The 24,211-nt window shown below is 70.0% G+C and carries 19 protein-coding genes and 1 pseudogene; 15 read left to right on the forward strand and 5 right to left on the reverse strand.

Features of this window, described 5'->3' with window-relative positions:
- From K2Z83_RS06075 to K2Z83_RS06115, 9 genes and pseudogenes are all read left to right on the forward strand, one after another.
- A pseudogene (locus K2Z83_RS06075) lies at positions 1-389 on the forward strand (hypothetical protein); the annotation flags it as partial.
- A gap of 138 nt (positions 390-527) precedes the next feature.
- Entirely contained in the window at positions 528-1,496 is a 969-nt protein-coding gene (locus tag K2Z83_RS06080) for an ROK family protein (RefSeq protein WP_220594290.1), read from the forward strand.
- A gap of 186 nt (positions 1,497-1,682) precedes the next feature.
- Positions 1,683-1,832: a hypothetical protein gene (locus tag K2Z83_RS06085; protein WP_220594291.1), complete on the forward strand. Its 150-nt coding sequence runs from the start codon at positions 1,683-1,685 to the stop codon at positions 1,830-1,832.
- Positions 1,829-3,937 (forward strand): hypothetical protein, encoded by a 2,109-nt coding sequence (locus tag K2Z83_RS06090; RefSeq protein WP_220594292.1) that lies wholly within the window; start codon positions 1,829-1,831, stop codon positions 3,935-3,937. The genes K2Z83_RS06085 and K2Z83_RS06090 overlap by 4 nt, the downstream gene beginning before the upstream one ends.
- Before the next feature lie 137 nt (positions 3,938-4,074).
- Positions 4,075-4,980 carry a HEAT repeat domain-containing protein gene (locus tag K2Z83_RS06095; protein WP_220594293.1) on the forward strand — a complete coding sequence of 302 codons (906 nt, stop codon included), beginning with the start codon at positions 4,075-4,077 and terminating at the stop codon, positions 4,978-4,980.
- A 64-nt stretch (positions 4,981-5,044) separates the two neighbouring features.
- Positions 5,045-5,851 carry a PIG-L deacetylase family protein gene (locus K2Z83_RS06100; protein ID WP_220594294.1) on the forward strand — a complete coding sequence of 269 codons (807 nt, stop codon included), beginning with the start codon at positions 5,045-5,047 and terminating at the stop codon, positions 5,849-5,851.
- Positions 5,848-6,930 (forward strand): peptidoglycan bridge formation glycyltransferase FemA/FemB family protein, encoded by a 1,083-nt coding sequence (locus tag K2Z83_RS06105; RefSeq protein ID WP_220594295.1) that lies wholly within the window; start codon positions 5,848-5,850, stop codon positions 6,928-6,930. The genes K2Z83_RS06100 and K2Z83_RS06105 overlap by 4 nt, the downstream gene beginning before the upstream one ends.
- Before the next feature lie 137 nt (positions 6,931-7,067).
- Entirely contained in the window at positions 7,068-8,585 is a 1,518-nt protein-coding gene (locus K2Z83_RS06110) for a UDP-N-acetylmuramoyl-L-alanyl-D-glutamate--2,6-diaminopimelate ligase (protein ID WP_220594296.1), read from the forward strand.
- A gap of 65 nt (positions 8,586-8,650) precedes the next feature.
- Entirely contained in the window at positions 8,651-9,484 is an 834-nt protein-coding gene (locus K2Z83_RS06115; RefSeq protein WP_220594297.1) for a dihydroorotate dehydrogenase, read from the forward strand.
- Between the two features lie 166 nt (positions 9,485-9,650).
- Here the strand turns inward: K2Z83_RS06115 and K2Z83_RS06120 are convergent, their stop codons facing one another.
- Positions 9,651-11,906: an antitoxin family protein gene (locus K2Z83_RS06120; RefSeq protein ID WP_255603400.1), complete on the reverse strand. Its 2,256-nt coding sequence runs from the start codon at positions 11,904-11,906 to the stop codon at positions 9,651-9,653.
- 91 nt (positions 11,907-11,997) lie between these two features.
- Positions 11,998-13,395 carry an MFS transporter gene (locus tag K2Z83_RS06125; protein ID WP_220594298.1) on the reverse strand — a complete coding sequence of 466 codons (1,398 nt, stop codon included), beginning with the start codon at positions 13,393-13,395 and terminating at the stop codon, positions 11,998-12,000.
- Positions 13,396-13,598: 203 nt separating this feature from the next.
- Between K2Z83_RS06125 and K2Z83_RS06130 the strand changes: the two genes are divergently transcribed.
- Positions 13,599-14,240 carry a 50S ribosomal protein L25 gene (locus K2Z83_RS06130; RefSeq protein WP_220594299.1) on the forward strand — a complete coding sequence of 214 codons (642 nt, stop codon included), beginning with the start codon at positions 13,599-13,601 and terminating at the stop codon, positions 14,238-14,240.
- 100 nt (positions 14,241-14,340) lie between these two features.
- Here K2Z83_RS06130 and K2Z83_RS06135 read toward each other — a convergent pair whose 3' ends face one another.
- Entirely contained in the window at positions 14,341-15,594 is a 1,254-nt protein-coding gene (locus K2Z83_RS06135) for a glycosyltransferase family 2 protein (protein WP_255603403.1), read from the reverse strand.
- 51 nt (positions 15,595-15,645) lie between these two features.
- On the opposite strand from K2Z83_RS06135, the gene K2Z83_RS06140 reads away from it, so the two are divergent.
- The 3 genes from K2Z83_RS06140 (at position 15,646) to K2Z83_RS06150 (ending at position 19,827) form a co-directional block, all read left to right on the forward strand.
- Entirely contained in the window at positions 15,646-16,461 is an 816-nt protein-coding gene (locus K2Z83_RS06140) for an ABC transporter permease (RefSeq protein WP_220594300.1), read from the forward strand.
- Between the two features lie 71 nt (positions 16,462-16,532).
- The gene (locus K2Z83_RS06145; protein WP_220594301.1) at positions 16,533-17,411 is read left to right on the forward strand and encodes an ABC transporter permease; all 879 of its coding nucleotides are present in this window, start codon (positions 16,533-16,535) and stop codon (positions 17,409-17,411) included.
- Between the two features lie 94 nt (positions 17,412-17,505).
- Complete coding sequence (locus K2Z83_RS06150; RefSeq protein WP_220594302.1) at positions 17,506-19,827, forward strand: histidine kinase N-terminal 7TM domain-containing protein; 2,322 nt, start codon at positions 17,506-17,508, stop codon at positions 19,825-19,827.
- Positions 19,828-20,378: 551 nt separating this feature from the next.
- Here K2Z83_RS06150 and K2Z83_RS06155 read toward each other — a convergent pair.
- Together K2Z83_RS06155 and K2Z83_RS06160 are read right to left on the reverse strand one after the other, a co-directional pair.
- Positions 20,379-21,533 carry a PLP-dependent aminotransferase family protein gene (locus K2Z83_RS06155; RefSeq protein WP_255603405.1) on the reverse strand — a complete coding sequence of 385 codons (1,155 nt, stop codon included), beginning with the start codon at positions 21,531-21,533 and terminating at the stop codon, positions 20,379-20,381.
- Between the two features lie 254 nt (positions 21,534-21,787).
- Positions 21,788-22,363: a sigma-70 family RNA polymerase sigma factor gene (locus tag K2Z83_RS06160; RefSeq protein WP_220594303.1), complete on the reverse strand. Its 576-nt coding sequence runs from the start codon at positions 22,361-22,363 to the stop codon at positions 21,788-21,790.
- A gap of 182 nt (positions 22,364-22,545) precedes the next feature.
- Here K2Z83_RS06160 and K2Z83_RS06165 point away from each other — a divergent pair, with 182 nt between their 5' ends.
- Both K2Z83_RS06165 and tpiA read left to right on the forward strand, forming a co-directional pair.
- Entirely contained in the window at positions 22,546-23,223 is a 678-nt protein-coding gene (locus K2Z83_RS06165; RefSeq protein ID WP_220594304.1) for a peptidase M50, read from the forward strand.
- Positions 23,224-23,266: 43 nt separating this feature from the next.
- Positions 23,267-24,019: a triose-phosphate isomerase gene (gene tpiA, locus K2Z83_RS06170; RefSeq protein WP_220594305.1), complete on the forward strand. Its 753-nt coding sequence runs from the start codon at positions 23,267-23,269 to the stop codon at positions 24,017-24,019.
- Positions 24,020-24,211 lie beyond the last annotated feature (192 nt).

The raw sequence follows: 24,211 nt of genomic DNA on the forward strand, positions 1-24,211 counted from the left end.
CGACGCCCGCCACAGCCGTGCCACAACAGGCCGCAGAAGCGAGCGGGCCAGGCGAGCCGACCGGACAGGTGGGGCGCATAGCATCCACCCTCCCAGCCACGGTGCCAGCGCGCGCCCTGCCGCCCAACGTGCGCGCTGGCACCGCCACGCCGGCGGCCCCCTATCGCGGCGACGACGGGATCCGCTATCGCTACGAGGAGCCCACGGCGACGAACACGATCACAGCGACCTCGATATCCATGGCCATACACACGCCTGAAGAGACCACGGCAGCGCCCACATGGCCATACACCATCGGTGGCGGACTAGGTATTGTTATCGGCTGCATCCTGATGGTTATTGATCATAAACGTCGAGCGACCGGAATGAGCGAGGAACCTATGCTATAATCCACAGGCGCAGATACGTGAGCGACCCCATACTGATGCTGGATCGCACCGATCAGCGCACACCCCACCACAGGCATGGCGAGATGATCGATGCCTATGGATCTGCCCGCAGCCCCGAGCACCTGAAAGGAGTCCCGTATGACCGATCTACAGACGCTGATCAGCGAGCGACTATCACACAAGCGCGGAGGGCTGCTCAGCAATCAGGGTTATGTCCTGGGGATCGACGTAGGGAGCTACGGGCTGCGCGCGGCACTCGTCGACCTCGGAAGCTACAGCTTCACAAGCGTTGACGCAGATCTTGAGCCAGCCGCGCCCGACGATATCATCGAGCAAGTGATCGGCATGGCCAAGGGCCTGCTCAGGGATGCAGATGTCGCACCAGGGCGACTGGTGCGGGTCGGCGTCGGCTTTGGCGGCCCGCTCGACCTACGCCACGGTGTGATCCGTCTGTCGCCGAGGATGAAGGGGTGGGAGAGCTACCCGCTCCAGGAGCGATTCGAGCAGGCGTTCGATGCTGTTACCCTGATCGATAATGATGCCAATCTGATCGCGCTTGGCGAGGCGACCTTCGGCGTGGCCAAGGATCGCCAGCATGTCTTCTATATGCACCTGAGCAGCGGCGTGGGGGGCGGGGCCGTGCTGAACGGGCGGCTCTACCACGGCGCAACCTCGACGGCCGGGGAGATCGGCCACGCCGTGGTCGGCAAGGGGTGGGATGGCACCGGTCGCCCGGAAACACTTGAGGAGCTGGTCTCGATCCGCGGGCTGCTGCGCCGGGCGGGTGTGCTCGGCCTTGAGACGAGCAACCTCGACGAGATCTTCAGCGACAGCTCCGCCGGACGGCAGGTGGTGCAGGAGACGATCGATCTCATCGCCACCCGCTGCGCCCAGACCATCGCGCTCCTCGACCCAGAGATGATCGTGCTTGGCGGCATCGTCGTCCGCATCGGCGGCGAGCGATTTATCAAGGCGATCAGCGACAAGATGAACGAGTGCATCGACCCGCAGTTCGCTCACCCCGTGCCGATCGTCGCGTCGATCCTCGGCCATGATAGCGTCACGATGGGCGCCGTGGCACTCGCCCTCGATAGCCTCTCCGACTAGATCGGCGCTGTCTCACACGAAGCGGGCGGCGATGGGCGATGCCCATCGCCGCCCGCTTCGTGTGGGCGAAATGTTTGCACAGACCGCACCACAATGCTATAATTAGCGCAGTGCATGAGCGTATCCTATCAGGCAAGCGGGGAGATGAAGAGTCTCTCTGCTTAATGCTGTTTTGAGCGAGGTTCTATGGACGCAAAAATGGTCACCTTCGGCGAGACATCGCTCGATAAGCTTCTTCAGTGGCTGCGCTCAAGCGGCGAGCCGAAAGACATCAAAGATGTGCTGCAGCAGTATCTTCTCATCCTCAGCAGGTCGGTGACGGAGGACAGCGAATGACAGTCGCCTCGTTTCAGGGCAGCCCAAGCCAGCAGGAGCTGGCCGACGAAGTCTATCGCCTGATGACGACTCAGGGCTCGCTCTTCGCCATCGACGCGCCGATCCGCCAGTCGCTCGACAACCTCGCCGACTATCTGGCCGGAAAGTATCAGCGCGGCCGCGATGAGATCGCCGCCGACATCGACGCCGCACTTCAGGCGAATGAGGGTATCTTCGCCCGCGAGGAGACGGAACGCGGCGTGCTCTACGTCACCTCGCGCCAGGGTGCCTATGTGCCGCGCTCGGACGCGGACACCCACTCATTCCGGCAGCGCCTCCACGAGCCGGAGAACCCGCTGCCGATCGATGATATCAGCGTTGTCGTCTCGACATCGCGGCCGGCGATCACCACGGTTGAGCCGGTGTTTATCTCAGACTACTGGCAGGTTCAGGCCGGCATGGCGCCGCTTCACCTGGTGCCGTCGATCGACGCCCTCGGCCAGATGAGCACCGCGCCCGCCGCGCCGGTGGCCGCCGAGGATGTCGCCGCCGCGCCTGAGCTGGTCATCGCCGAGCCCGAGCCCGTCGCCGCCGAGCCCGTCGCCGAGCCTGACCTGGTCATCGCCGAGCCCGAGCCGGTCATCGCCGAGCCCGAGCCCGTCATCGCCGAGCCCGAGCCCGTCGTCGCCGAGCCCGAGCCCGTCGTCGCCGAGCCCGAGCCCGTCATCGCCGAGCCCGAGCCCGTCGTCGCCGAGCCCGAGCCCGTCGTCGCCAAGCCCGAGCCGGTCGTCGCCAAGCCGCCTCGACAGATACCGAGCGATCGCAACACAGTGATCACGCTGGCCGAGGGCCTGTCGATCGACCTGCGCCGACCGATCGCCGATATCCTCGCGGAGCAGGGCGAGCGGCTTGAGCAGATCCTGTCCGAGCGGATCGACCAGGACCCGCTGCGCCGGATCGTCAGCTTCGGGCGGAGCTACTACCCCGAGGCGAGCGTGGTCAACCTCGGCAAGAACGACCTGCGCAAGATCCGCGACTACATCCTGGAGCGCAACGAGCCGCTCTCCGACACTGAGATCATCGCCGACCTGTACTACCACAACCCGCGCCAGGCCGACTACGAGGGCTTCCGCTTCTCGCTGAACTACCGCCTGCACCGCGAGAAGGACTTCGAGTTCGTCGGCGTCGAGGGCGCGCGGCTCTGGTCCACCAAGGGCCTGCCGGCGATCAGCGGCAAGCGGGTGAAGGCGGCCGAGATGGGCCAGATCACCTCCTACCTCGTCGAGGGCTACGACAATAGCCTGGAGGGCCAGAGCGCCGAGTCGATCAGCAAGAGCGGCACCCTCACGCGGCTGCTGACCTTCTTCGAGTGGGAGTACGGCGTGCTGCCCTTCGACGCCAGCATCACCGCCCTGGTGCCGACGCCGATGCTGCCGGACCAGCGCAGCGCCATGCTGCGCTTCGAGTCGCCGCAGCACTACACCAGCTACCTGGTGGAGGTGCGCTACCCGACCGGGAACCGCGGCGGCTGGCTCCAGGGCCTTGAGGAGTTCTTCCGCGAGCACCTGGTGCCCGGCGCCATGATCACCATCGCTCGCGGCAGCGAGCCGAACCTCTTCACGATCAGCTACGAGGAGGCCGCAGAGACGGAGGACCGCCTGCTGACTCTGGACGAGAAGAAGAATAAGTTCTCCTTCGCAAACCTCACCTACTTCTGCGCCGTCGATGCGGACCAGGTGCCGAGCCAGTCGCGCTATGGCAAGCTGAAGAACCTCAAGTCGCTGCCCATGGGCGAGCGGCGAAAGTCTGAGGTGGTGCTGGAGCACATCATCGAGGTGATGGGCGAGCAGGTGGGAAGCCGCAGCGAGCCGCGCTACAGCATCAGCATGGACGACCTGCTGCTGTCGTATAACGTCCTGCGGCCCGGGTCACGCAACCTGCTGGAGCACCTGCTGGAGAACGGCGAGGCCTTCAGCGCCGATGAGGCGAACGCCGGCCGCTACACCTTTACGCCGCCGCAGAGCGAGGGCGGCGCGAGCGCGGATGAGCCGGAGGACTCGGGCGAGGGCGAGGATCTGCAGCCGGCCCGCCGCCGCTTCGGGCGCTACACAGACGACGACGAGTAGCACGCAGCACAGCGCCGGTGTGGGCCTACGGCATACGGGCGCGACGGGATGAAGGGGGTGGGGGAGGGCAAGGCGATCCGCACAGACGCCAGGCCACTCGCCCGCCCCCTATGTAGTATGAGGAAAGAAGACATCCCATGTCCTTTGAAGAACAGATCGCGCAGCTGAGCGATCTCTCGAAGCCCCTTTCACACAATGAGCTGAGGATCCTCGCAAATCTCGGGCCAGAGAGCCTGAAGATCTTCTGGCAGGCCTGGCGCCAGTTCCCTGGGGAGCGCCGTATCACGATCATCCACGACATCAATGCGCTGGCAGAGGATAATGTGGACCTCGACTTCCGACCGGTCTTCCGGGCCTGCCTGGGCGACAGCGACCCGGAGGTGCGCGCCTCAGCCGTCGCCGGGCTCTGGGAGGATGCGAGCGAGGGCACGATGGACCGGCTGATCCGCCTGATCGACGACGACTCGGGGGCCGTCCGCGAGGCTGCCGTCGTGGCCCTGGCCGCATTCGCCTACCGGGGCGAGGTCGGCGAGATGTCGTCTGCGGCCACGCAGCGGGTGTACGGCGCGCTGCTGAGGACCGCCACCGACCCCGAGCAGCCGATCGATGTGCGCCGCCGCGCCGTCGAGGGGCTCGGCTACTTCGCGGGATCGAAGGATGCCCAGGCGGAGATCGGCAGGGCCTACGCGCACCCCGAGCTGACGGTGCGCGAGAGCGCGGTGCTGGCCATGGGCCGCTCGATGCGACCGACCTGGTTCCCCTATATCGAGCGCGAGCTGAAGAGCCCCTCGCCGGCCATGCGCTATGAGGCCGCCCGCGCCGTCGGCGAGCTCGGCGAGGATGGCCAGCCGATGCTGCCGAGCCTGCTGCCGCTGGTGGACGACGATGACGGCGAGATCTCCACCGCCGCGATCTGGTCGCTCGGCCAGGTGGGCGGGCCGAGCGCCAAGCGCGTGCTCCAGCGCCTCGCCAAATCTAAGGACGAGGCCCGCCGCACCGCCGCCACCGAGGCGCTGGAGGAGCTCTCGCTTGGGGAACTGTGATCCTGCGGGGGCCACCGTAAGGGCGCAGCAGCGCGGCGCTGCTGTGCCCCAACAGGATAAACCTATGCCACATCACTACATAAGCCCGGACGACCTGGCCGCGACGTACGACCACATCTACCTCTCGCCGCACCTCGATGACGCGGCCCTCTCGTGCGGCGGGAGCATCGCCCGCTTCGTCGGCGCAGGGCAGACGGTGCTGGTGGTAAATATCTGCGCCGGCAGCCCGCCCGCCGCCGGCCCGTTCAGCCCCTTCGCCCAGCGCATGCACCGCCAGTGGGGGCTCCCGCCCGATGAGGCGGTGCGCCGGCGCACCCAGGAGGATGTCGAGGCGCTGGAGACTCTCGGCGCCGACTGCCTCCTGCTCGGTCTGCTCGACGCGATCTACCGCATGCCCGAGGCATACGTCGGCGACGAGACGCTCTTCGGCACGGTCGCCCCCGACGACACGCTCGCCGACAGCCTGCGCGGGCAGGTCGCGGCGCTCGCGGCGCGCTACCCGGCGGCGATCTTCTACGCGCCCCTCGGCGTCGGGCAGCACGTCGACCACCAGGCCACCTACGAGGTCGCCGTGGGCCTCGCGCAGAGCGGGCTGAGCATGGCCTTCTACGAGGACTTCCCCTATGTCGCGGTGCCCGGCGCCCTCGATCGGCGCATGGCACAGATCGGCGGGGCCGAGATCTTTCTGCCCAGCGTGACCGGCATCGACGCGACGCTGGCCCGCAAGATCAGCGCGGTCGAGGCCTACGCCAGCCAGATCTCCACGCTCTTCGGCGACCTGGCGACGATGGCTGAGCGCGTCACCGCCTACGCGGAGGGGCTGCGCCCCGAGGCGGGCACCTACGGCGAGCGGATCTGGATGCGACGATGAGTATCCTGGCCCGCCCCGCCCGGCCGCGCGCCGGCGATCTGGCCCTGGTGGAGCCGGACGCTCGCGCCTGGGACGGATTCGTGGACGCGCACCCCCAGGGCAGCCTGCTCCAGCGCAGCGCCTGGGGCGCGCTCAAGGCCGAGGCCGGCTGGCGCCCACGCCGGCTGGCCGTCCTCGCCGCCGACGGGTCGCTGCGCGCCGGCGCGCAGCTGCTCATCCGCCGCCAGTATGGGCTGGCCGTCGCCTACGCCCCGCGCGGCCCGCTGCTCGCCGACGACGACGCGGCGAACCTGCTGCTGATCGACGGCCTGACGCGCATCGCCCGCGGCCAGCGCGCGATCTTCCTGCGCCTGGAGCCGAACATCACCGAGGAGCAGCCCGGGGCTGACTACGCCCACACATGGCTGCTGCTCCAGGGGATGCTGGCGGAGCGCACGATCCAGCCGCGCAGCAGCGTCCACGTGCCGATCAGCCGGCCGACCGAGGCGATCTTCGCCGGGTTCAGCAAGGGCCACCGCGCCGACATCCGCCGGGCCGAGCGCAATGGCGTGGCCGTGCGCGTAGGAGATGAGTCCGATATCCCGGCCTTCTACGCGATCATGCAGTCCACCGGGGCGCGGGCCGGCTTCGGCATCCACAGCGAGGGCTACTACCGGGCCGCATGGCGGCTCTTCCAGCCGCGCAGCCGGCTGCTGCTGGCCGAGATCGACGGGCGGGCGGTGGCCGCCCACATGGTCTTCGCCGACGCCGGCAGCGGGCGCTACCTCTACAGCGGGGCCGATGAGGCCGGGCTGAAGGCGGGGGCCAACCACCTGCTGGAGTGGCAGGCGATCCAGTGGGCCGCCGGCCTCGGCTGTGAGCGCTACGACCTCTGGGGGATCCCCGACGCCCTCGGGCGGGCGGCCGGCGCCGACGAGGCCGAGCGGGCCGCCCTTGAGCGGGCCGCCCAGGCCGACCCGCTACTTGGGGTCTACCGCTTTAAGAAGGGCTTCGGCGGCCATGTCGTGCGCTACCTGCCGGCCTACGACCGCGTGCTCATCCCCGCGCTCTACGGCCTGGCCCGACGGCGGATCGGGTAGACGTGCTGTTGCTGTATGGCGGCGTTGCCGCCATACAGCAACAGCACGTTAGGAATCAGGCGTAGCGACCCCGCCGCGCCGGTTTTCGGGTACAATCCCCACAGAAGCAGGTTTCCTTGTTACTCACAACACGATCTATGACGCTCACGCTGCACGACATACTCCACGGTGTGGAGACGACGGGCTCGCCCGCCGATCTCGACACGCCCATCCTGGGGATCACCTACGACTCCCGTCAGGTGCGGGCGGGCTGGCTCTTTGTGGCCATCCGCGGCTTCCACGTGGACGGTCACCGCTACGTGGGCCAGGCCGCCGCCGCGGGGGCCGCCGCCGTGGTGGTGGACGCGCGCCACTGGGGCGGCGACCCGATAGATGTGCCGCTCATCAGCGTGGCCGACAGCCGGGTGGCCCTGGCGCCCCTAGCGGCCAACTTCTACCAGCGCCCGGCCACGGGCCTGCGCACCATCGGGATCACCGGCACCAAGGGCAAGAGCACCACCACCGACCTGGTGAGCCAGGTGATCGAGGGCGGAGGCTTCAGCACCGGGATGATCAGCACCGTGGACTTTAAGGTTGGCCCGCGTCGCTGGCCGAACAGCACCCGCCAGAGCACCCCCGAGGCCCCCGAGATCCAGGGGCTGCTGCGCGAGATGGCCGACGCGGGCTGCGCCTACGCGGTGATCGAGTCGACCTCCCACGCCCTCTCATCCCGCTGGAACCGCCTCGGCGGCTGCATGTTTGACGTGGCGGTCTTCCTCAACATCACCCACGAGCACCTGGACTACCACGGCAGCTTCGCGCAGTACCGCGCCGACAAGGCCCGCCTCTTTGAGATGCTCGGCGAGGGCGAGAAGGGCGAGGCCTGGGCGATCACGAACGCCGACGACCCGAGCCACCGGCACTTCCTCGACGCGGCGCCGGCCCGTGCCCGCCGCCTGACCTTCGGCGTGCGCGCGGAGGCCGACGTGCGCGCCCATGAGGTGAGCGCGGGGCCGGGCGGATCGGCGCTGCGTGTGACGACGCCCTGGGGCGAGGCTCGCCTGCGGCTGCACCTGCCCGGCAGCTTCAATGTCTCCAACGCCCTGGCCGCGCTCAGCGTGGCCCTCAGCCAGGGCATCCCCCTGGCGCGGGCCGTCGCCGCGCTGGAGGCGGTCCCCGGCATCCGCGGGCGCATGCAGCCGGTGAGCCTGGGCCAGCCCTTCGATGTGATCGTCGACTACGCCCACAACCCGGACTCCTTCGAGCAGGTGCTGGGCATGCTCCGCCCGCTCACCCGCGGCCGGATCATCGCCGTGTTCGGCAGCGCCGGCGAGCGCGACCGGGCCAAGCGCGCCGTCCAGGGCGAGATCGCGGGGCGCTACGCCGACCTGCTGGTGCTGACGGACGAGGACCCGCGCGGCGAGGACCCGGCCGCGATCATCGCCGAGATCGCCGAGGGCGCCGAGCGGGCCGGCAAGCGATCAGGCGACGGCTACCTCTGCATCCCCGACCGCGCCGAGGCCATCCGCGCCGCCATGGCCGCCGCCCGCCCCGGCGACCTGGTGCTGCTCCTGGGCAAGGGCCACGAGGGCAATATCATCTACGCCGGCGGCGCCATCCCCTGGGACGAGGCCGAGTCCGCCCGCGAGGCGCTGCGCGCGCTGGGGTATTCATAGTATGGTGGGGAAATGCGCCAGCTCCGCTGGCGCATTTCCCCACCATACTATGAGGGTTCATTATTATGATTGATCTCGCCCCCAACAACCCCTACGCGCTCACGATCGCCTCGCCGGTGATCGCGGCGGCGGGCAGCCTCGGCTACGGCGTGGAGGTGGCCCGCCACCTGGGGCTGGCAGCGCGCCCGTCGGCGCACGGGCTGGGCGCGCTCATCACCCGCAGCACTGGGCTGCGCGCGCGGAAGGCTCGCCCCCTGCCGGAGATCGTCGAGACGCCCGCCGGGCTGCTCTACCGGGGCTGGGATCATAGCCTCGGCATGCGCGCGGTGCGCGAGCGCCTCGCGCCGGCCTGGGCGACCTGGGATCTGCCGGTGGTGGTGAGCATCTGGGGCGAGAGCGCGGCCGCGGCGGCCGAGGCCGCCGCGCAGCTTGAGGGCGTCGAGGGAGTGGCCGGCGTCGAGCTGCCCCTGGCGGCCCACGACGCGCTGACGCCCGAGGCGGCCGGCCGGCTGGTGGCGGCGGTGCGCCGGGCCACCGTGCTCCCGCTGATCGTGAAGCTGCCCGGCCAGGCCGCCGATATCCTGGCCCTGGCCCGCGCCGCCGTCGAGCGCGGGGCGGACACCCTCTCCCTGATCGACGGCATCCCGGCGCTGGCCCAGCGCGCCGACGGGACGCTGGCCGATGGCCTGCTCTGCGGCCCCGCCGTCGGCCCGCTGGCCCTGGGCCTGGTGGCCGCCGTCTGCGCCGAGGCGACGGTGCCGGTGATCGGCATCGGCGGGGTGCGCGACGCCGCCGGGGCGCGGGCGATGCTGGCGGCCGGGGCCGCGGCGGTGGGGCTGGGCTCCGCCCTGCTGACCGACCTGCGCGCGGCCGCGCGGGTCGCCGCCGCGCTCGCATAGGGGCGCTGCGCCCATATGCGTTAGGTTAATAGATGGCGGCCCCCGGCATAGGTAGGGCCGAAGCATGCGCACCGGATGAATCTGCGTGGCGCCCATGCATGGGGTGCGCATGCTTCGGCCCTACGGTGCCCCCGGCGAGGATGGGCCGCCCCGGCGGCATGGGGCGTCAGCGCAGGGCCAGCTCGCGCACGTGGATGTGGGCCACCTCGCCGCCGCCGATCTGCGCGATCTCCAGGCGCAGGCTGCTCAGCTCGCGCGCGCCGCTGGGCAGGTCCAGCTGGACGGTCGGGTCGGGCGGTAGGCCGGTGTAGCTCTGCTCGGCGATGATCTGCGGGCCGCCGTCGGCCGGCGTGCCGACCAGGCGCAGGCGCAGGTCCATCGAGCCGACGGTGAGCGTCACCCCGCTGACGCTGCGCGGCTGCGGGAAGCGCAGCTCGACGACCAGCGGGTTCGCCTCGAATCCGCGCATCAGGGTGTGCGGGTCGCCGTCGAAGAGCTGCGCCGGCGAGCCCATGTCCAGCATCGAGTGGGCGACTATCACCGGGCCGCCGATGTCGGCTTGATCCTCGACCAGCTGGGTGCGGGCGAGCCTGTCCGCCTCAAAGAGCGCGTCCACGTTATCGACGTAGCGCATCCGCACGACGTAGAAGCCGGGCGAGCCGTTCGGGTAGGGGACGACCCGCTCGGGCGGGTCCACCACAAACTTGCCGCTCTTGAGCGCGCGCTCGTACTCGTAGAAGGGCATGATGAAGAGCTCGCGGGCCGGGTCGAGCTCCTGGCGCGAGACGGTGAAGGCGTCGACATTGATCATCTCGACGCGGCCGGCCTGGGCCGGCGTGAGGAAGAAGTCGATGAAGGCGTTCGGGTTGTTCGCCCAGGTCGGCGAGACGAGCAGACGCGTGTCGGGCTCGCTGGCGAGCAGCTCGGGGACGAGCTCGCCGAAGATCTGCTGCGCGCCGTACTGCATGCCGTCGAGGCCGTAGTTCTGGAACCAGGTCGGCCCGTCGCCCAGGGCCGTGCGCAGCAGCAGCAGGCTGGAGAGGCCGAGGGCCAGCGCCACCGCCCAGGCGGCCACGCGGTAGCGCACTCGGCCAGCGACCCAGGCGTAGCAGCGGTCGAGCCCGATGACGGCCAGGAGGGCGGCGGGCACCACCATCGCCAGCACGCGGGTGATGCTGATCGCCACCAGGGCCGACGAGAAGGGCGCGGCGAGCACCGCGATCAGCAGCGTGCGGTGGGCCGGAGAGCGCAGGTTGGCCAGGCAGACCCCCAGACCGACCAGGATGAAGGGCAGCAGCAGCAGGGGCAGGTGGCCCATGCCGAGCATGCGGTGGCGGGCGAGATCGACGCTGTTGGGCAGAAACCAGTAGGCCGGGCTGAGCCCGGCGAGGTAGGTCGCGCCAAAGGTGGCCAGCTTCTCGCCCAGCGGGATGCTGTGCGTCCAGTAGGAGTCGAGGGCGCGCAGCTGGGCCTCATAGGCGTCGGGCTGGAGCAGGCGGAAGCGGGCCAGCGGGATGACGAGCAGGGCCAGCGTCCCGGCTGCGGCGGCGAGCACCCGCCAGCCCTGGCGCAGGTGGTAGCGCAGGTCCGAGAGCAGCAGGAGCGCGCCGCTGGCCAGCATGACGCCCTGTCCATTCGCGTAGGCGTAGAAGGTCATCGCCCCGAAGACGAGGGCGGGGAAGAGCCAGGCGGCGCCGCGGGTGCGGTAGAGCAGGTAGCAGCAGAGGAAGCAGGCGTAGAAGGCCACCATCATCACCGTCTCGAAGGCGGTGCGCGAGTGCAGGAACCAGGCCGGGGCGGCCGCGAGGGCCAGCGGGCCGGCCCACCAGAAGCGGCTCTGGAAGACCAGGCGCAGGGTGAGGGCGACGGCCAGCAGGGCCAGGGCGCCCACCGCCGCCGAGGTGGCGCGGGTCAGGAAGACCGATTCGCCGCCGAAGAGGGCGCGGCTGGCCAGGTGGATGTAGACGCTCAGGCTAAGGTTCCACTTCTCGGCGTTGAGGAAGTAGGGCGGCAGGAAGGTGCCGTCGGCGTCGCGCAGGCCGCTGGCGAGCAGCTGGCGGGCCAGGTTCGCCTGGATGGCCTCATCGCAGAAGAAGTAGATCGGGAAGGCGGCGATCCCGGAGAGGCGGGTGAGCGCGTAGAGCAGCAGCCCGGCGGCGAGGGCGAGCAGGTCGCCCCAGCGCAGCTCGGCCAGGATGCCCGCGCGGCCAAGGGGGGCGGCGAGGGCGGACCAGGGCGAGCGAGCGGCCCCGGCCGCCGCCTCCGGCGAGACGATCACCGTCGGCCCGGAGGGCACCACCAGCTGGACAGGGGTGCCGTCGGGCAGGTCGAGGGGCTGCTCGGGGAGGATCGCCCCCCCGCGATAGACCGCGCGGACAATGCGGCCGGGCGGGGGGGCGTTTGGGTCAAGGGGCTCTGGCATGCACAGGGCCTATGCGAGTGGCGGATATGCGCGCCAGAGAAGTATACCCGACACCGAGGGCGCGTGGATCACGCAGGGCGCGACGTATGGCCTACCGCGTGGCGGGCGCCGCCGGCGCGGGCACGACATCAGCCTTGCCCCGCCGCAGGCCCAGGGCCAGGAACACCAGCAGGAAGCAGGCCGCGCCGCTCACCAGGTAGGCCAGCGTGTAGCCGGCGACCCCGCCGCCGCCGCTGGCCGCCACCGCGCCCACCAGGGCGCCGCTGAGCAGCTGGCCCACGCCGGTGAAGACCGTCACCGAGCCCTGGGCGGCCGTGCGGTCCTCGGTCGGCGCCTCGTTGAGCATGATGTAGCGGACGGGCGCGCCGAGCAGGCTGGCCAGGCCGAGGCCGATCAGGGTGCTGGCCACGTAGAAGGCCCAGAGCTGCGCGCCGAGCAGGCCGAGCACCAGCATGCCCGCCGTGAGCAGCAGCGTGCCGACGATCACCACCAGGCGCGCGCCGACCTTGTCGAGCATCCGGCCGGCCAGGGGCGAGCCCACCGCCATCGCTAGCACCACCGGCAGGGTCATGTAGCTGGCGGTGCTCACGCTGACCCCGTAGGCCAGCACGGCCAGGCTGGGCAGGAAGACGATCACGCCCTCGCCGAGGCCGGCGCCGATGCTGAGCCCGTTGGCCAGGGCCAGCTGCGGCGTGACGATCAGGGTGCGGCGCAGCAGCGGGTCGGCGGCGCGGCCCTCGGCCCACCAGAAGGCCGGCGTGGCGGCCAGGGCCAGCAGGAGGAAGGGCCAGACGAGCGGCGAGGCCAGGCTGGCCAGCAGGTTGTTCGAGTCGAGGTTGCTGGCGCCCACCGTCAGCCCGCCCAGGAGCATGGCCAGGGTGATCAGGCCGATCAGGTCGAAGGGCTTCGGCTCGGCCGCGCCCGTGGCCGGCAGGGTGTACCAGCTCATGATCAGCACCAGGGCGGACACCGGCAGGTTCACCAGGAAGATCCAGTGCCAGCTGATCGTGAGCAGCACCGCGCCGAGGATCGGCCCGATGATGAAGGCCAGCCCGAAGACCGCGCCGATCATGCCCAGGGCGAAGCCCTTGCGCTCGGGCGGGAAGCTGTCGCCCACCACCGCGCTGGCCACCGGGAAGATGCCGCCCGCGCCGAGGCCCTGGAGCGCCCGGGCGATCAGCAGGATCGCGAAGTTCGGCGCGGCGGCGGCCACTGCCGAGCCGATGGTGAACAGGCCCACCGCCAGCATGTAGGCCGGCCGCCGCCCGTAGCGGTCGCTCAGCTTGGACATCAGCGGCGCGCCCAGCAGGTTCAGAAACACGTAGATGGTGAAGATCCAGGCCCCAGCCCGGTCGTCGACGCCGAACCACTCGCGCAGCGCCGGCAGCGCCGGGCCGACGATCGCGATGTCCAGGGCGCCCATCAGCACGCCCAGAAAGAGTACCGTGAGCACCAGCCGCAGCGACGATCCGCCCTTTGTTGTTGTCATATGCCCCTCAATTAGTCAGAGTTGACTATTCCCACGCCGACTATACTACGACAGGCCGAGGCTGTCAAGACTTGATAAGAACGACGCCCTGTGCTACACTCTGCGCTGAGCGACTGGCGCACCGCCGGTCGCCATTCTTATGCCGCTGTATAAGTATTGCGCGGCGCCGCGCCGCACGCGCAAGATGAGGAGCAGCCCCACACATGTCTACCCATCAGATCCTAAACGCCCAGGTACGCACGGTGCTCGGCAAGAAGGTCAAGTACCTGCGCAAAGAGGGCAAGATCCCCGCCACCGTCTACGGCAAGGGCTTCGAGGCCGTCTCCACCCAGGTGAGCGCCCGCGACTTCGAGCTGACCTTCCGCAAGGCCGGCCGCACCTCGCTGATCGACCTGATGATCGACGGCTACAGCATGCAGTCGGTCTTCGTGCAGGATATCCAGCGCCACCCGGTGACGCGCGACATTCTGCATATCGACTTTAAGGTGGTCGACCTGAAGAAGTCGGTCAACGTCGAGGTGCCGATCGTCGTCGTCGGCGAGTCGCCAGTCGTGGCCCGCGGGGACGCCCTGCTCAACCACGTCCTCAACTCGCTGATGGTGGCGGCCCTGCCGAACGACCTGCCCCAGCACATCGACATCGACATCAGCGTGCTGGACGCGATGGACAAGGTCATCCACGTGCGCGACCTGGCCGGCCAGGTGAGCTACAAGATCCTGGCCGACCCGAGCCAGGTGCTGCTCTCGCTGAGCCAGCTGCGCGCCGCCGAGAGCACGCCGGCGGTCGAGGCGGTCGCCGAGCCGGAGCTCATCCGCAAGCCGCGCGAGGGCGAGGACGAGGAGTAGGGGCCTGCGGCCTCCAGAATCCTCATAGTGTCTTGCAGAAATGTGCCAGCTTCGCTGGCACATTTCTGCAAGACACTATGTATCTCTAGAAGGGGCGCGCCTACCCTGAGTAGGTGCGCCCCTTCCAGATCACGCCGCGCCCGCTGCGCACCCGCCACATGCCCAGGCCGGCGATCAGCAGGTAGCTGAGCAGCCCGAGCGGCCAGAGCAGCCCGTAGGCCGCGGGCTGCCGGTAGAGCCGTCGGTAGAGGGCCGCGCGCAGGGACAGGCTCGCCAGCAGGCTCAGCCCGCCGCCGGCCAGCCCGGCCCATGCCGCGCCCGCATCCCCAAGCGCCAGCCCGGCCAGGCCCGCCCCCAGCAGCCAGGGCGGGCCGAAGGCCTCAAGGATCAGGCCGGACATCGCCCAGCCCGAGCGCCCGCCGCCGCTGCGGTAGCCCGCCGCCGCGTTCTTCATCAGCCCCTCGGCCACCTCGCGCCCGCTGGTGTACATCCGCACCTGGAGGTGGGCCATGCCCTCGGCGATGCCCACCCGGCCCCCGGCGGCGCGGATGGCCTGGGCCAGCCGCACATCCTCCAGCACCTCGTCGCGCACCGCCGCGTGCCCGCCCACGCCCGCGTAGGCCGTGCGCCGCACGAAGATGCACTGGCCGTTGGCGAGCACCTGGTCGGGCCGCACGTCGGGCCGCTCCATCTGCTCGAAGGGGAAGAGCGCCGTGATCAGGGCCAGGAAGGGCGGCAGGATCACCCGCTCCCAGAACGTCCCCAGCACCAGGAAGGGGAAGATCGTCAGCAGGTCGAGGCTGCGGAGGCTGGCCGTGGCCAGCAGGGCGGCGGCCAGATCCGGCGCGGCCACGGTGTCGGCGTCGAGGAAGAGCAGCCACTCGCCAGCGGCGCCCTCGCCGAGCTGCTGGCAGGCGTTGCACTTGCCCACCCAGCCCGGCGGCAGCGGCCGGCCGGACAGCGCCCGCAGGCGCGGGTCGACGATCGCGGCCAGGGCCGCGGCGGTGCCGTCGGTCGAGCCGTCGTCCACCACGATCACCTCGATCCGCGGGTAGGACTGGGCCAGGGCGGCGCGCACACACGATCCGATCCCACGCTCCTCGTTCCGCGCCGGGATGAGGATCGAGATCAGCGGCGGCTCTGCCGGGATCGCCGGCGCGGACAGGTGCGGGATCCTGCGCAGCCGGCGGATGTCGCGGGCGACCAGCAGGATCAGCCCGGCGCCGGCGGCCAAGAGGGTGGCGGGAAGGATCATAGGCAGATTGCAGATTGCAGATTGCAGATTGCAGATTGCAATCTGCAATCTGCAATCTGCAATCGCTGTATGATATGCGGCGGTTGACGGTGCGCGCATTATACGCTATAAGTTTTGCGCATCGCGCCAACCCCACCCCCGGAGCACCTCATGTCAGGCGAGTCGCCCGCCCGCACCCTGGCCCGCGAGGCCATGCTGCTGCTGATCACCCTGGCGGCCGGCGTGGCCCTGGTGGCCGCCATCGTGTTCCTGCCCGTCCTCTTCGGGCGCGGCGGGCCGCCGAGCGCCGAGCGGCTGGGGGCGTACCTCCAGACGATCGTCGGCTACGTGGGCGGGCTGGCCCAGGGCAACCTCGGATCGAACGCCCGCGGCAGGCCGGTGAACAACGAGATGCTCCAGGCCGCCCGGCGCACCCTGGAGCTGCTGACGGCCAGCACGCTGGTCGCCCTACCGCTGGGCGTGGCCTGGGGCGGCCTGCTGGCCACCGTGCGCCGGGGGGTCTGGGGCGGCCTGCTCTTCAGCCTGAGCACCCTGCTGATCTCGCTGCCCTCGTTCGTGGCCGTGCTCCTGCTCAGCGAGGCCGTGGCGACGATCACCCTGCGCACGGGGGTGCGCCTGGCCTTCGTGCAGGGCTACGGCCTCGACGGCCACCTCATCCTGCCCACGGCGGTGCTAGCCACACGCGGGGCGGCCTTCATCGCCCGCTCGCTCCAGGTCTCTCAGGAGCAGATCATGGCCCAGGACTGGATCCGCGCCGCGCGGGCGAAGGGGCTGGGCGGCCTGGGGCTCTGGCGTCGCCACGTGCTGCCGGCCCTGCGCCTGCCGCTGCTCGGGGCGGCGCTCGGGGCCGTGCGAGTGATCGTGGCCGGGACGATCATTGTGGACTACCTGTACAACTGGGGCGGGCTCGGCCGGCGGCTGCTCCAGGTGACGAGCGGCGGCGTGGAGGCACACCTCTGCGCATAGGTTAACCCAGGACTTATTCGCGCCAACAAGATATTCTGGAGAGCTTGAGGCTTAGCTTGATGCACCGCACGATGTCACTCCTTCGCCGCCCCGAGCTGCTGATCGGCGGGGCGCTGGTCGCCCTGATGGCGATCTGCGCCGTCGCCGCGCCCCTGCTCGCGCCCTTCGACCCGATCAAGCCGGTGGTGCTCTTCGACGGGGCCGACATCGTGCGCGCGCCCTACCCGCCAGGCACGGCCGGCATGCTGCTCGGCAGCGACAGCCTGCGGCGCGACCTGCTGAGCCGCCTGATCTACGGCACCCGCTACACCCTGCTCTTCTGCGGGGTGGCGGCCATGCTGCGGGTGGCCCTGGCCGCAGGCCTCGGCATGCTGGCCGGCTGGTACGCGGGCGCGAGCCGGCTGCTCGATGTCCTGGCCGGGGCATGGTCGGCGGTGCCAAGCCTCTTCTTCGCGCTCATCCCGCTGGCCCTGATCAGCCGGCTGGGCAACAACCAGCTCAACGCCCTGGCCTTCGTGGTCGTCTTCAGCCTGACGGGCTGGCCGGAGACGGCGGTGCGGGTGCGGGTGGCCGTGCGCGAGCTGCGCGCCGCGCCCTTCGTCGAGTCGGCCTATGCGATCGGCCTGGGGCGCGCGGCCGTCCTCTGGCGTCACATCCGCCCCAACCTGCGCGACCTGCTGCTGGTCGAGGCGGCCTACGCGGTGGCCGCCGTGCTGCTGCTCTGCGCGGAGCTGGGCTTCCTGGGGATCTTCATCGGCGGGGCCGAGCGCGAGGCGGTCGGCGGCCAGATCAGCAACGACCCGATCTTCGCGGAGTGGGGCGGGATGCTGGCGAAGGGCGTGCGCGAGCGGGGCGCGAGCGCGGTGCTCTTCATCGCGCCGATGGCCGCCTTCTCGCTGAGCATCCTCGCGTTCAACCTGCTCGCCGAGGGCCTGCGCCGGCGTCAGTAGGCAAATTCCGATCCGCCTGCCCGTTCGTATAGACATATCTCACCCGCGCGTCTCAGCATCGGCCATCCGCATCAGGCTCGCCAACGAGTATGCCATGGGCGCACTTCCCTTCGTTGCCTTCTACCTCTCGCTAGCGACGATCGCGGGCCTGCTCGCCGCCTACGCCTGGCGTCGGCGCTACTACCGCAGCGGCCGGCCCTTCACGCTGCTGATGGGCGCGATCAGCTTCTGGTGCGCCTGCCACGCCCTGGCCGCCGCCGACACGAGCTTCGCCGGGACGCTCTTCTGGTCGCTGCTCCAGTACGTCGGTATCGTGACGATCATGCCGGCGTGGCTGCTGATCGCGATCTCGTACTCGGGCCACTGGTGGCGCGGGCGCAGAGCTCTTCAGATCGGCATCTTCATCCCCCCGGCGCTGTTCTGCGCCCTCGCCCTCACCAACGAGCTGCACCACCGCTTCCTGCTCGACACGATGCCCGACATGAGCCGCGGCTTTATGTGGCTGAAGGTCGTGCGCGGGCCACTCTTCTGGGTACACTCGGCCTACGCCTACAGCTGCTTCGCGGCCGGGATCGGCCTGCTGGCCCTGGCGGTGTTCCGCGCCGCGCCGATCGACCGCCGCCACGCGTGGATGATGCTCATCGCCGCGCTCATCCCCGCCGTCGGCAACCTGGCCTACCTGGCCGGCGCCCAGGCGCCATGGAACGACGACCCGACGCCGATCCTGCTCTTTATCGGCGGCGCACTCTCCTTCTACGCCACCGTCCACTTCCGGGTGATCGACCTGGCCCCCCTCGTCGAGCGCGAGGTGCTCGCCGCCCTGCCCGACGGCCTAGTGGTGCTGAACCGGCAGGCGGTGGTGAGCGAGATCAACGCCGAGGCGATCGCGCTGCTCCAGCTCCCGCCCGGCCAGCTGATCGGCATGCCGCTGCTCGGCCTGCTCACGCGCTCGCCGCACCTGGGCGAGCTGCGGGAGGCCCTAGCCGACGGCCCCGGCCCGCGCACCCACCAGCTCCTGACCGGCGAGGGCGAGCAGCTCCGGGCGATCGAGCTGCGCCTGCGCCCGCTGTCGGCCGCCAACGGCGCGCAGGCCGGCACCCTGCTCCTGCTGCGCGATGTCAGCGAGCGGGCCAGAGTCGAGCAGAGCCGGGCCGAGCACCTGGCCGAGCTGAGCCTGATCAACGAGGTAGCGCGGGCGGCCAACACCGCCACCGAGACCGAGCGGCTGATCCGGGCGATCGCCGAGACGATCGTGCGGGCGGGCCACTGGGACCGCGCCGCCGTAGGGGTGACGCGCGCCGGCGGCGGGCGGCTCGACATTGTGGCCGACTACGCCGCCGAGACGCAGCGCAGCTATGAGGGCGACCTGATCAGCGGCCGGGGCGTCGCCGAGCTCCAGGCCCTGATGGCCGCCGGCCACAGCAGCCTGCTCGCCCTGAACGAGCCGGAGGTGGCCGATTCGCTGGTCGGCCAGATGATGGCCCGCGCGGGGCTGCGCAACATCCTCGTCGTGCCGCTCATGCTCCACGGCAGCCCGCTCGGCGTCCTGGTGCTGGGCAGCAGCGCGCCCCGCGACATCAGCGCGACGATGACGCGCCTGGCCGAGACGATCGGCGAGCTGATCACCGACGCGACGGTACGCACCCGGCTCTACGAGGAGGTGCGCGCCGCCGACCAGCTCAAGTCCTCGTTCCTGGCCACCATCAGCCACGAGCTGCGCACGCCGCTCACATCGATCATCGGCTACACCGAGATGCTCCAGCGCGGGCTCTACGGCCCGCTGGGCGACCGCGTGGAGGAGCCGCTGGGCTACATGCGCGAGGCGAGCAACACGCTGCTGCGCCTGATCACCGACATCCTCGACTTCTCGCGGATGGAGGCCGGCCAGCTCAAGGTCGATCTCTGCCCGGTGGAGCCGCTGCGGGCGATCCGGAACGTCATCGGGCAGCTCCAGCCACAGGCCCACGAGCGCGAGCTGGAGCTGCTGGGCGATCTCCCCGATCAGCTGCCCCTGGTCCACGCCAACAGCTCCCGGCTTGAGCAGGTGCTCGCCAATCTGATCAGCAACGCGATCAAGTTCACCGAGTCCGGCTCGATCACGGTCTGCACCCGATCGAGCGGCGACCAGCTGCGGATCTGCGTGCGCGACACCGGGATCGGCATCGCCGCCGAGGATCAGGAGGCGATCTTCCAGGAGTTCCGCCGGGTCAACCACGGCGACCGGCACTACAGCGGGACAGGGCTGGGGCTGGCCATCTCGCGCCGGCTGACCGCGCTGATGGGCGGGTCGATCGGCGTCGAGAGCGCCGCCGGGAGCGGATCGACCTTCTTCATCGACCTGCCGATCATCACCCTGCCCGCCGAGTCGCCGCCCACGGTGATGACGCTCACGGCCCACGAGCTGGGCCGGCGCTGAGGGGCGCAGCAGGAAGAGCGGCGCTGTCGCGTTGCGACAGCGCCGCTCTTCCTGCTGCGCCCCTGCATATGACATGGCCGCAGGCAATGTCGGAGCACACGTGACTGTACCCCCGATTCTGTTTGCTGCCGCCATCTCTCTCTTCGCACGAGGCGAAGGCCGCTCCTAGCGCGCCGGGCGCTACCCGGTCTGCCGTCGCGGCGGCGATACGAGCGAGCGGGGTGGTACAAACGCCTTGCGGCTTCCACCGATGAGCCCGCCCCACGTACCTTGCTCCCCATCAGCCGGCGCAGTCGCCTGGCCGCCGACATCACTGCCGACGCCGGCCGGCTCTTACCCGGCCCTTTCACCCCTCACCGGGTTGCCCCGGCGGGTCTGCTCTCTGTTGCCGTCTTACGTCGCGGCGACGTTACCATCGCCGTGCCCCCGCTTACGGTTTCGCGGGGCGGCCTTCCGCCCGAAGGCGGGCGAGGAGTCGGGAAGTTCCTCTAGAGCTACGCTCCAGCGGCGGCTCGCCACGTGTGCATCGGGCCAGTATACCACCATGCGGCTCAGGCTCGGCGCAGCACCTCGCCGAGCCGCCCGACGCCCTCGGCGATCTGGTCGTGGGGGAGCAGGCTGAAGCAGAGGCGCAGGTAGTTCTGGCCGCCGCCCTCGGCGAAGAAGCGTGCGCCGGGCAGGTAGCTGACCCCGGCGGCCTCGGCGGCGGGCAGGATGGCCGCGCCGTCCATGCCGGCGGGCAGGCGCACCCAGACGAAGAATCCGCCCAGCGAGGGGTTCCATGTGCAGCCGGAGGGCAGGTGGCGGGACAGGGCCGCGAGCATCAGATCGCGGCGGGCGCGCAGGGCGGCGCGCAGCCCCTCGACGTGGGGGTCGAGCAGGCCCAGCTCCAGGAAGGCGGACACCACATGGGCGACGAAGTGGCTCGCGCCGCCGCCGCTGTCGAACACGCCGCAGCCGGCGCAGCGCCGCACGAGCTCGGGCGAGGCCAGCATCCAGCCGAGGCGCAGGCCGGGGGCCAGCACCTTGGCGTAGGAGCCGACGCGCACGACCGGGCCGCCGGGGGCCAGGTTGTAGATCGGCGGCGGCGGCGGCGCGTCGTACCAGAGCTCGCCGTAGGCGTCGTCCTCGATCACCGTCAGGCCCTCGCGGCGGGCCAGGGCCGCCAGGGCGTAGCGCCGGTCGGCGGTGAGCGTGGCGCCGCTGGGGTTGCCGAAGCTGGCCACGGTGTAGAGGAAGGCCACCCGCTCGCCGCCGCCGCGCAGCATGCGCAGCATGGCCTCGGCGGCGTCCACATGGATGCCCTGGGAGTCGCCGGGGACGGCCACCGCGCGCAGGCCGCGGTCGCGGAAGATCCGCAGCGCCAGGTGGTAGGTGGGCGCCTCGACCAGGACCACATCGCCGGGGCGCGAGATCTGCGCGCAGAGCATGTCGAGGGCCTGCGAGATCCCGGCGGTGATCATGATCTGCTCGGCGGGCGGGGCCACGCCCTCCAGGCGGCCGAGCCGCTGGCGCAGCAGCTCGATCAGCCGGCCCGGCCCCTGGTCGTAGCCGTAGGTCAGTGCGGCGTGCCAGTCGCGGCCGAGGACAAGCGCGGCGGCGCGCGCCAGCCCCTCGGCCGGGAGCAGCTCGGGCGCGTGATGGCCCCAGCCGAACTCCACAATGCCGGGGCGCTGGACGATCTGAACGTCGGGGAGGATCTGCATGGCGGTCCCTCTATGCTGGCGGCGACAGGCAACGGCTATAGTATAGCGTGTCCCAGGCCAACCCCCAACACCCAGTGCACCCGAGCCACCGCCTGCTGCTCTGCGGCACATCCAAGGCCCCGCCCAAGCAGCGATCCGCCCTCTCCCTTGATGAGCTCGTCGATGTGCTCAAGGTGGGCGTCCAGCGGGGCAGAAGATAGCGACAGGGGCGCGGTGCAAGCACCGCGCCCCTGTCGCTCGTCCGAGCGCCGCATCTAGGCGAAGGAGTAGCCCCCGCCAGGGGACTCGCCCATATCCTCCTGGATGAGACGAGCCAGATTCTGCTGGGCGCGGTGCTGGAGCGACTTGATCGATCCCTGGCTCCGCCCCATCTGCCGCGCCGTCTCCTGGATCGACAGGTCGTAGCCGTAGCGCAGCCGCAGCACCTGGGCCTGGCTCGGGCTCAGCTGGCTGATCGCCCGGCGCAGCATCGCCCGCTGCGCGCTCAGCTCCAGGCTGTCCTCGTGATCATCGCCGCTCTCGACCCACGCGTCCAGCGGGATCGTGTGCGTCCGCTCGCGCCGCCGCAGCGTGTCGATCAGGCGGTCGTGGGCGATCCGGTAGAGCCAGGCCGAGATCGACCAGCCCCGGTCCTCGTAGCGACCAAGCCCCTCGATCATGCGGAGAAACACATCCGACTGGAGGTCGCGGGCCAGCTCGGCGTCGTGGACCCGATAGTAGATGTAGCGGTAGATCTCCGGCGCGTAGCGCTCGTAGATCGCGCTGATGGCCTGCGGGTCGGACTGCTGGGCGCGGCGGATCAGGTCGGGGCTCAAAGCGGGCGCGCTCATGAGGGAACCTCTCTTGCTAAGACGATGTACAACGATGTGCGCGCAGTATACGACGGCGCTCGCGCCCGTGGTGTTTTGGCTGCGTCTATCTGCGGAGATCAATCCGTTAGCGTCTGCGAATATGCTACAATGCATCACAAGGGCGGATCGCCCGATACGGCATATCTAGGAGGACTCTCGGGGTGCGCAATATCTTCTCGACGCCGAGCGACGATGTCTTCTCGCGCGGCACGGACGACAATATCGAGCTGCTTAAGGCGTGGGCCGGGTCCACCCTAGCCTTCGCCGTGGTGCAGACGGGGGCGGGCAACCTGCTCAGCTCGGCATTTGTCCAGAACCTGATCATCTCGGCCGTCGTCTGCGGGATGGCCTTCGTCCTGCATGAGCTGGCCCACCGGGTGGTGGCCCGCAGCTACGGCGCCGAGGCCCACTTCATCGCCAACGACCAGTGGCTGCTGCTCTCGGTCGTCATCGCCTTCGCCGGCTTCTTCATCGCCGCGCCCGGCGCCGTCTGGCACCGCGGCCACCTGACGCTGCGCCAGGGCGGCCTGATCGCCCTCGCCGGCCCGGTGACGAACCTGGTGCTCTCGGTGCTCTTCCTGATCAGTCTCTTCGCCGTCGCCCTGCTCGGCCTGCCTCTGCCGAACCTGCTGCTGATCACCCTGTTCATCGGGTTTAAGTTCAACGCCTGGATCGGCGTGTTCAACATGATCCCCGCCGGCCCCTTCGACGGAGCTAAGGTGCTCGCCTGGAACTGGCAGGTCTTCGCTGTGACGGTGGCCGTCGGTGTCGGGCTGGCCTTTCTGCTCAGCGACAGTGTCGTAGTCAGCATCCTTAGGTCGCTCAACGGTGCCCTTTAACGGGCGCGAGTGCGCCCTTCCGATAGCTATGGGGAGAATACCTATGCGAACCCCGATCATTGCCGGGAACTGGAAGATGTACAAGACGGTGGCCGAGGGCCGCGAGCTCGTCGCGGGACTGCTGGCCGGGCTGGGGCAGGTCGCTGACCGCGAGGTGGTGGTCTGCCCGCCCTACACCGCGCTCTACGCCATCGGCGAGCAGGTCGCCGGGACGCCGATCACCCTCGGCGCCCAGGAGGTCTTCTCTGAGTCCCAGGGCGCCTTCACCGGCGCCGTCGCCCCGCAGATGCTGCGCGATGTGGGCTGCACGTATGTGATCGTCGGCCACAGCGAGCGCCGCCAGATCTTCGGCGACACCGACGCGACCGTGAACCGCAAGCTGCGCGCCGCCCTCGACTTTAGCCTGCGCCCGATCATGTGCGTCGGCGAGAGCAAGCCCCAGCGCGACTCAGGCCAGGCCGAGGCGATCGTCACCGGCCAGGTGCGCGCCGGCCTCGTCGATGTGACCGCAACGCAGCTGCTCAATGTGGTGCTCGCCTACGAGCCGATCTGGGCGATCGGCACCGGCGATACGGCCACCGCCGCCGACGCCCAGGCCATGCACGCCGCCATCCGCGCCACCCTCGCCGAGCTCTACGGCGATGCGGTCGCCCAGACGGTGCGCATCCAGTACGGCGGCAGCGTCAAGCCCGATAACGTCGATGAGCTGATGTCCCAGACAGATATCGACGGTGCCCTCGTCGGCGGCGCATCCCTGAAGGCCGACAGCTTCCTGCGGATTATTCACTTCCAGTAGCCCCCCCAACATCATCATATCGTGAGGAGGAGTTGCCAGCTACGCTGGCAACTCCTCCTCACGATATAAGGCAGTAGCGCATACGTAACGCGGTGCCCCGACCGCGCCCGGCCCGTAAACGGGCGGGCTAGGGTTTGCGAAGGCCGCCTGCGCGGCCTCAGACAGGCCGCGCAGGCGGCCTTCGCAGAACCG

This window comes from Oscillochloris sp. ZM17-4, from assembly GCF_019599295.1.
Classification (GTDB): Bacteria; Chloroflexota; Chloroflexia; order Chloroflexales; family Chloroflexaceae; genus Oscillochloris.

Coding starts and splice junctions, on each gene's coding strand:
- K2Z83_RS06080 (WP_220594290.1), top strand. CDS start 528: ATGACCGATCTACAGACGCTGATCAGCGAGCGACTATCACACAAGCGC.
- K2Z83_RS06085 (WP_220594291.1), top strand. CDS start 1,683: ATGGACGCAAAAATGGTCACCTTCGGCGAGACATCGCTCGATAAGCTT.
- K2Z83_RS06090 (WP_220594292.1), top strand. CDS start 1,829: ATGACAGTCGCCTCGTTTCAGGGCAGCCCAAGCCAGCAGGAGCTGGCC.
- K2Z83_RS06095 (WP_220594293.1), top strand. CDS start 4,075: ATGTCCTTTGAAGAACAGATCGCGCAGCTGAGCGATCTCTCGAAGCCC.
- K2Z83_RS06100 (WP_220594294.1), top strand. CDS start 5,045: ATGCCACATCACTACATAAGCCCGGACGACCTGGCCGCGACGTACGAC.
- K2Z83_RS06105 (WP_220594295.1), top strand. CDS start 5,848: ATGAGTATCCTGGCCCGCCCCGCCCGGCCGCGCGCCGGCGATCTGGCC.
- K2Z83_RS06110 (WP_220594296.1), top strand. CDS start 7,068: ATGACGCTCACGCTGCACGACATACTCCACGGTGTGGAGACGACGGGC.
- K2Z83_RS06115 (WP_220594297.1), top strand. CDS start 8,651: ATGATTGATCTCGCCCCCAACAACCCCTACGCGCTCACGATCGCCTCG.
- K2Z83_RS06120 (WP_255603400.1), bottom strand. CDS start 11,906: ATGCCAGAGCCCCTTGACCCAAACGCCCCCCCGCCCGGCCGCATTGTC.
- K2Z83_RS06125 (WP_220594298.1), bottom strand. CDS start 13,395: ATGACAACAACAAAGGGCGGATCGTCGCTGCGGCTGGTGCTCACGGTA.
- K2Z83_RS06130 (WP_220594299.1), top strand. CDS start 13,599: ATGTCTACCCATCAGATCCTAAACGCCCAGGTACGCACGGTGCTCGGC.
- K2Z83_RS06135 (WP_255603403.1), bottom strand. CDS start 15,594: ATGCGCGCACCGTCAACCGCCGCATATCATACAGCGATTGCAGATTGC.
- K2Z83_RS06140 (WP_220594300.1), top strand. CDS start 15,646: ATGTCAGGCGAGTCGCCCGCCCGCACCCTGGCCCGCGAGGCCATGCTG.
- K2Z83_RS06145 (WP_220594301.1), top strand. CDS start 16,533: ATGTCACTCCTTCGCCGCCCCGAGCTGCTGATCGGCGGGGCGCTGGTC.
- K2Z83_RS06150 (WP_220594302.1), top strand. CDS start 17,506: ATGGGCGCACTTCCCTTCGTTGCCTTCTACCTCTCGCTAGCGACGATC.
- K2Z83_RS06155 (WP_255603405.1), bottom strand. CDS start 21,533: ATGCAGATCCTCCCCGACGTTCAGATCGTCCAGCGCCCCGGCATTGTG.
- K2Z83_RS06160 (WP_220594303.1), bottom strand. CDS start 22,363: ATGAGCGCGCCCGCTTTGAGCCCCGACCTGATCCGCCGCGCCCAGCAG.
- tpiA (WP_220594305.1), top strand. CDS start 23,267: ATGCGAACCCCGATCATTGCCGGGAACTGGAAGATGTACAAGACGGTG.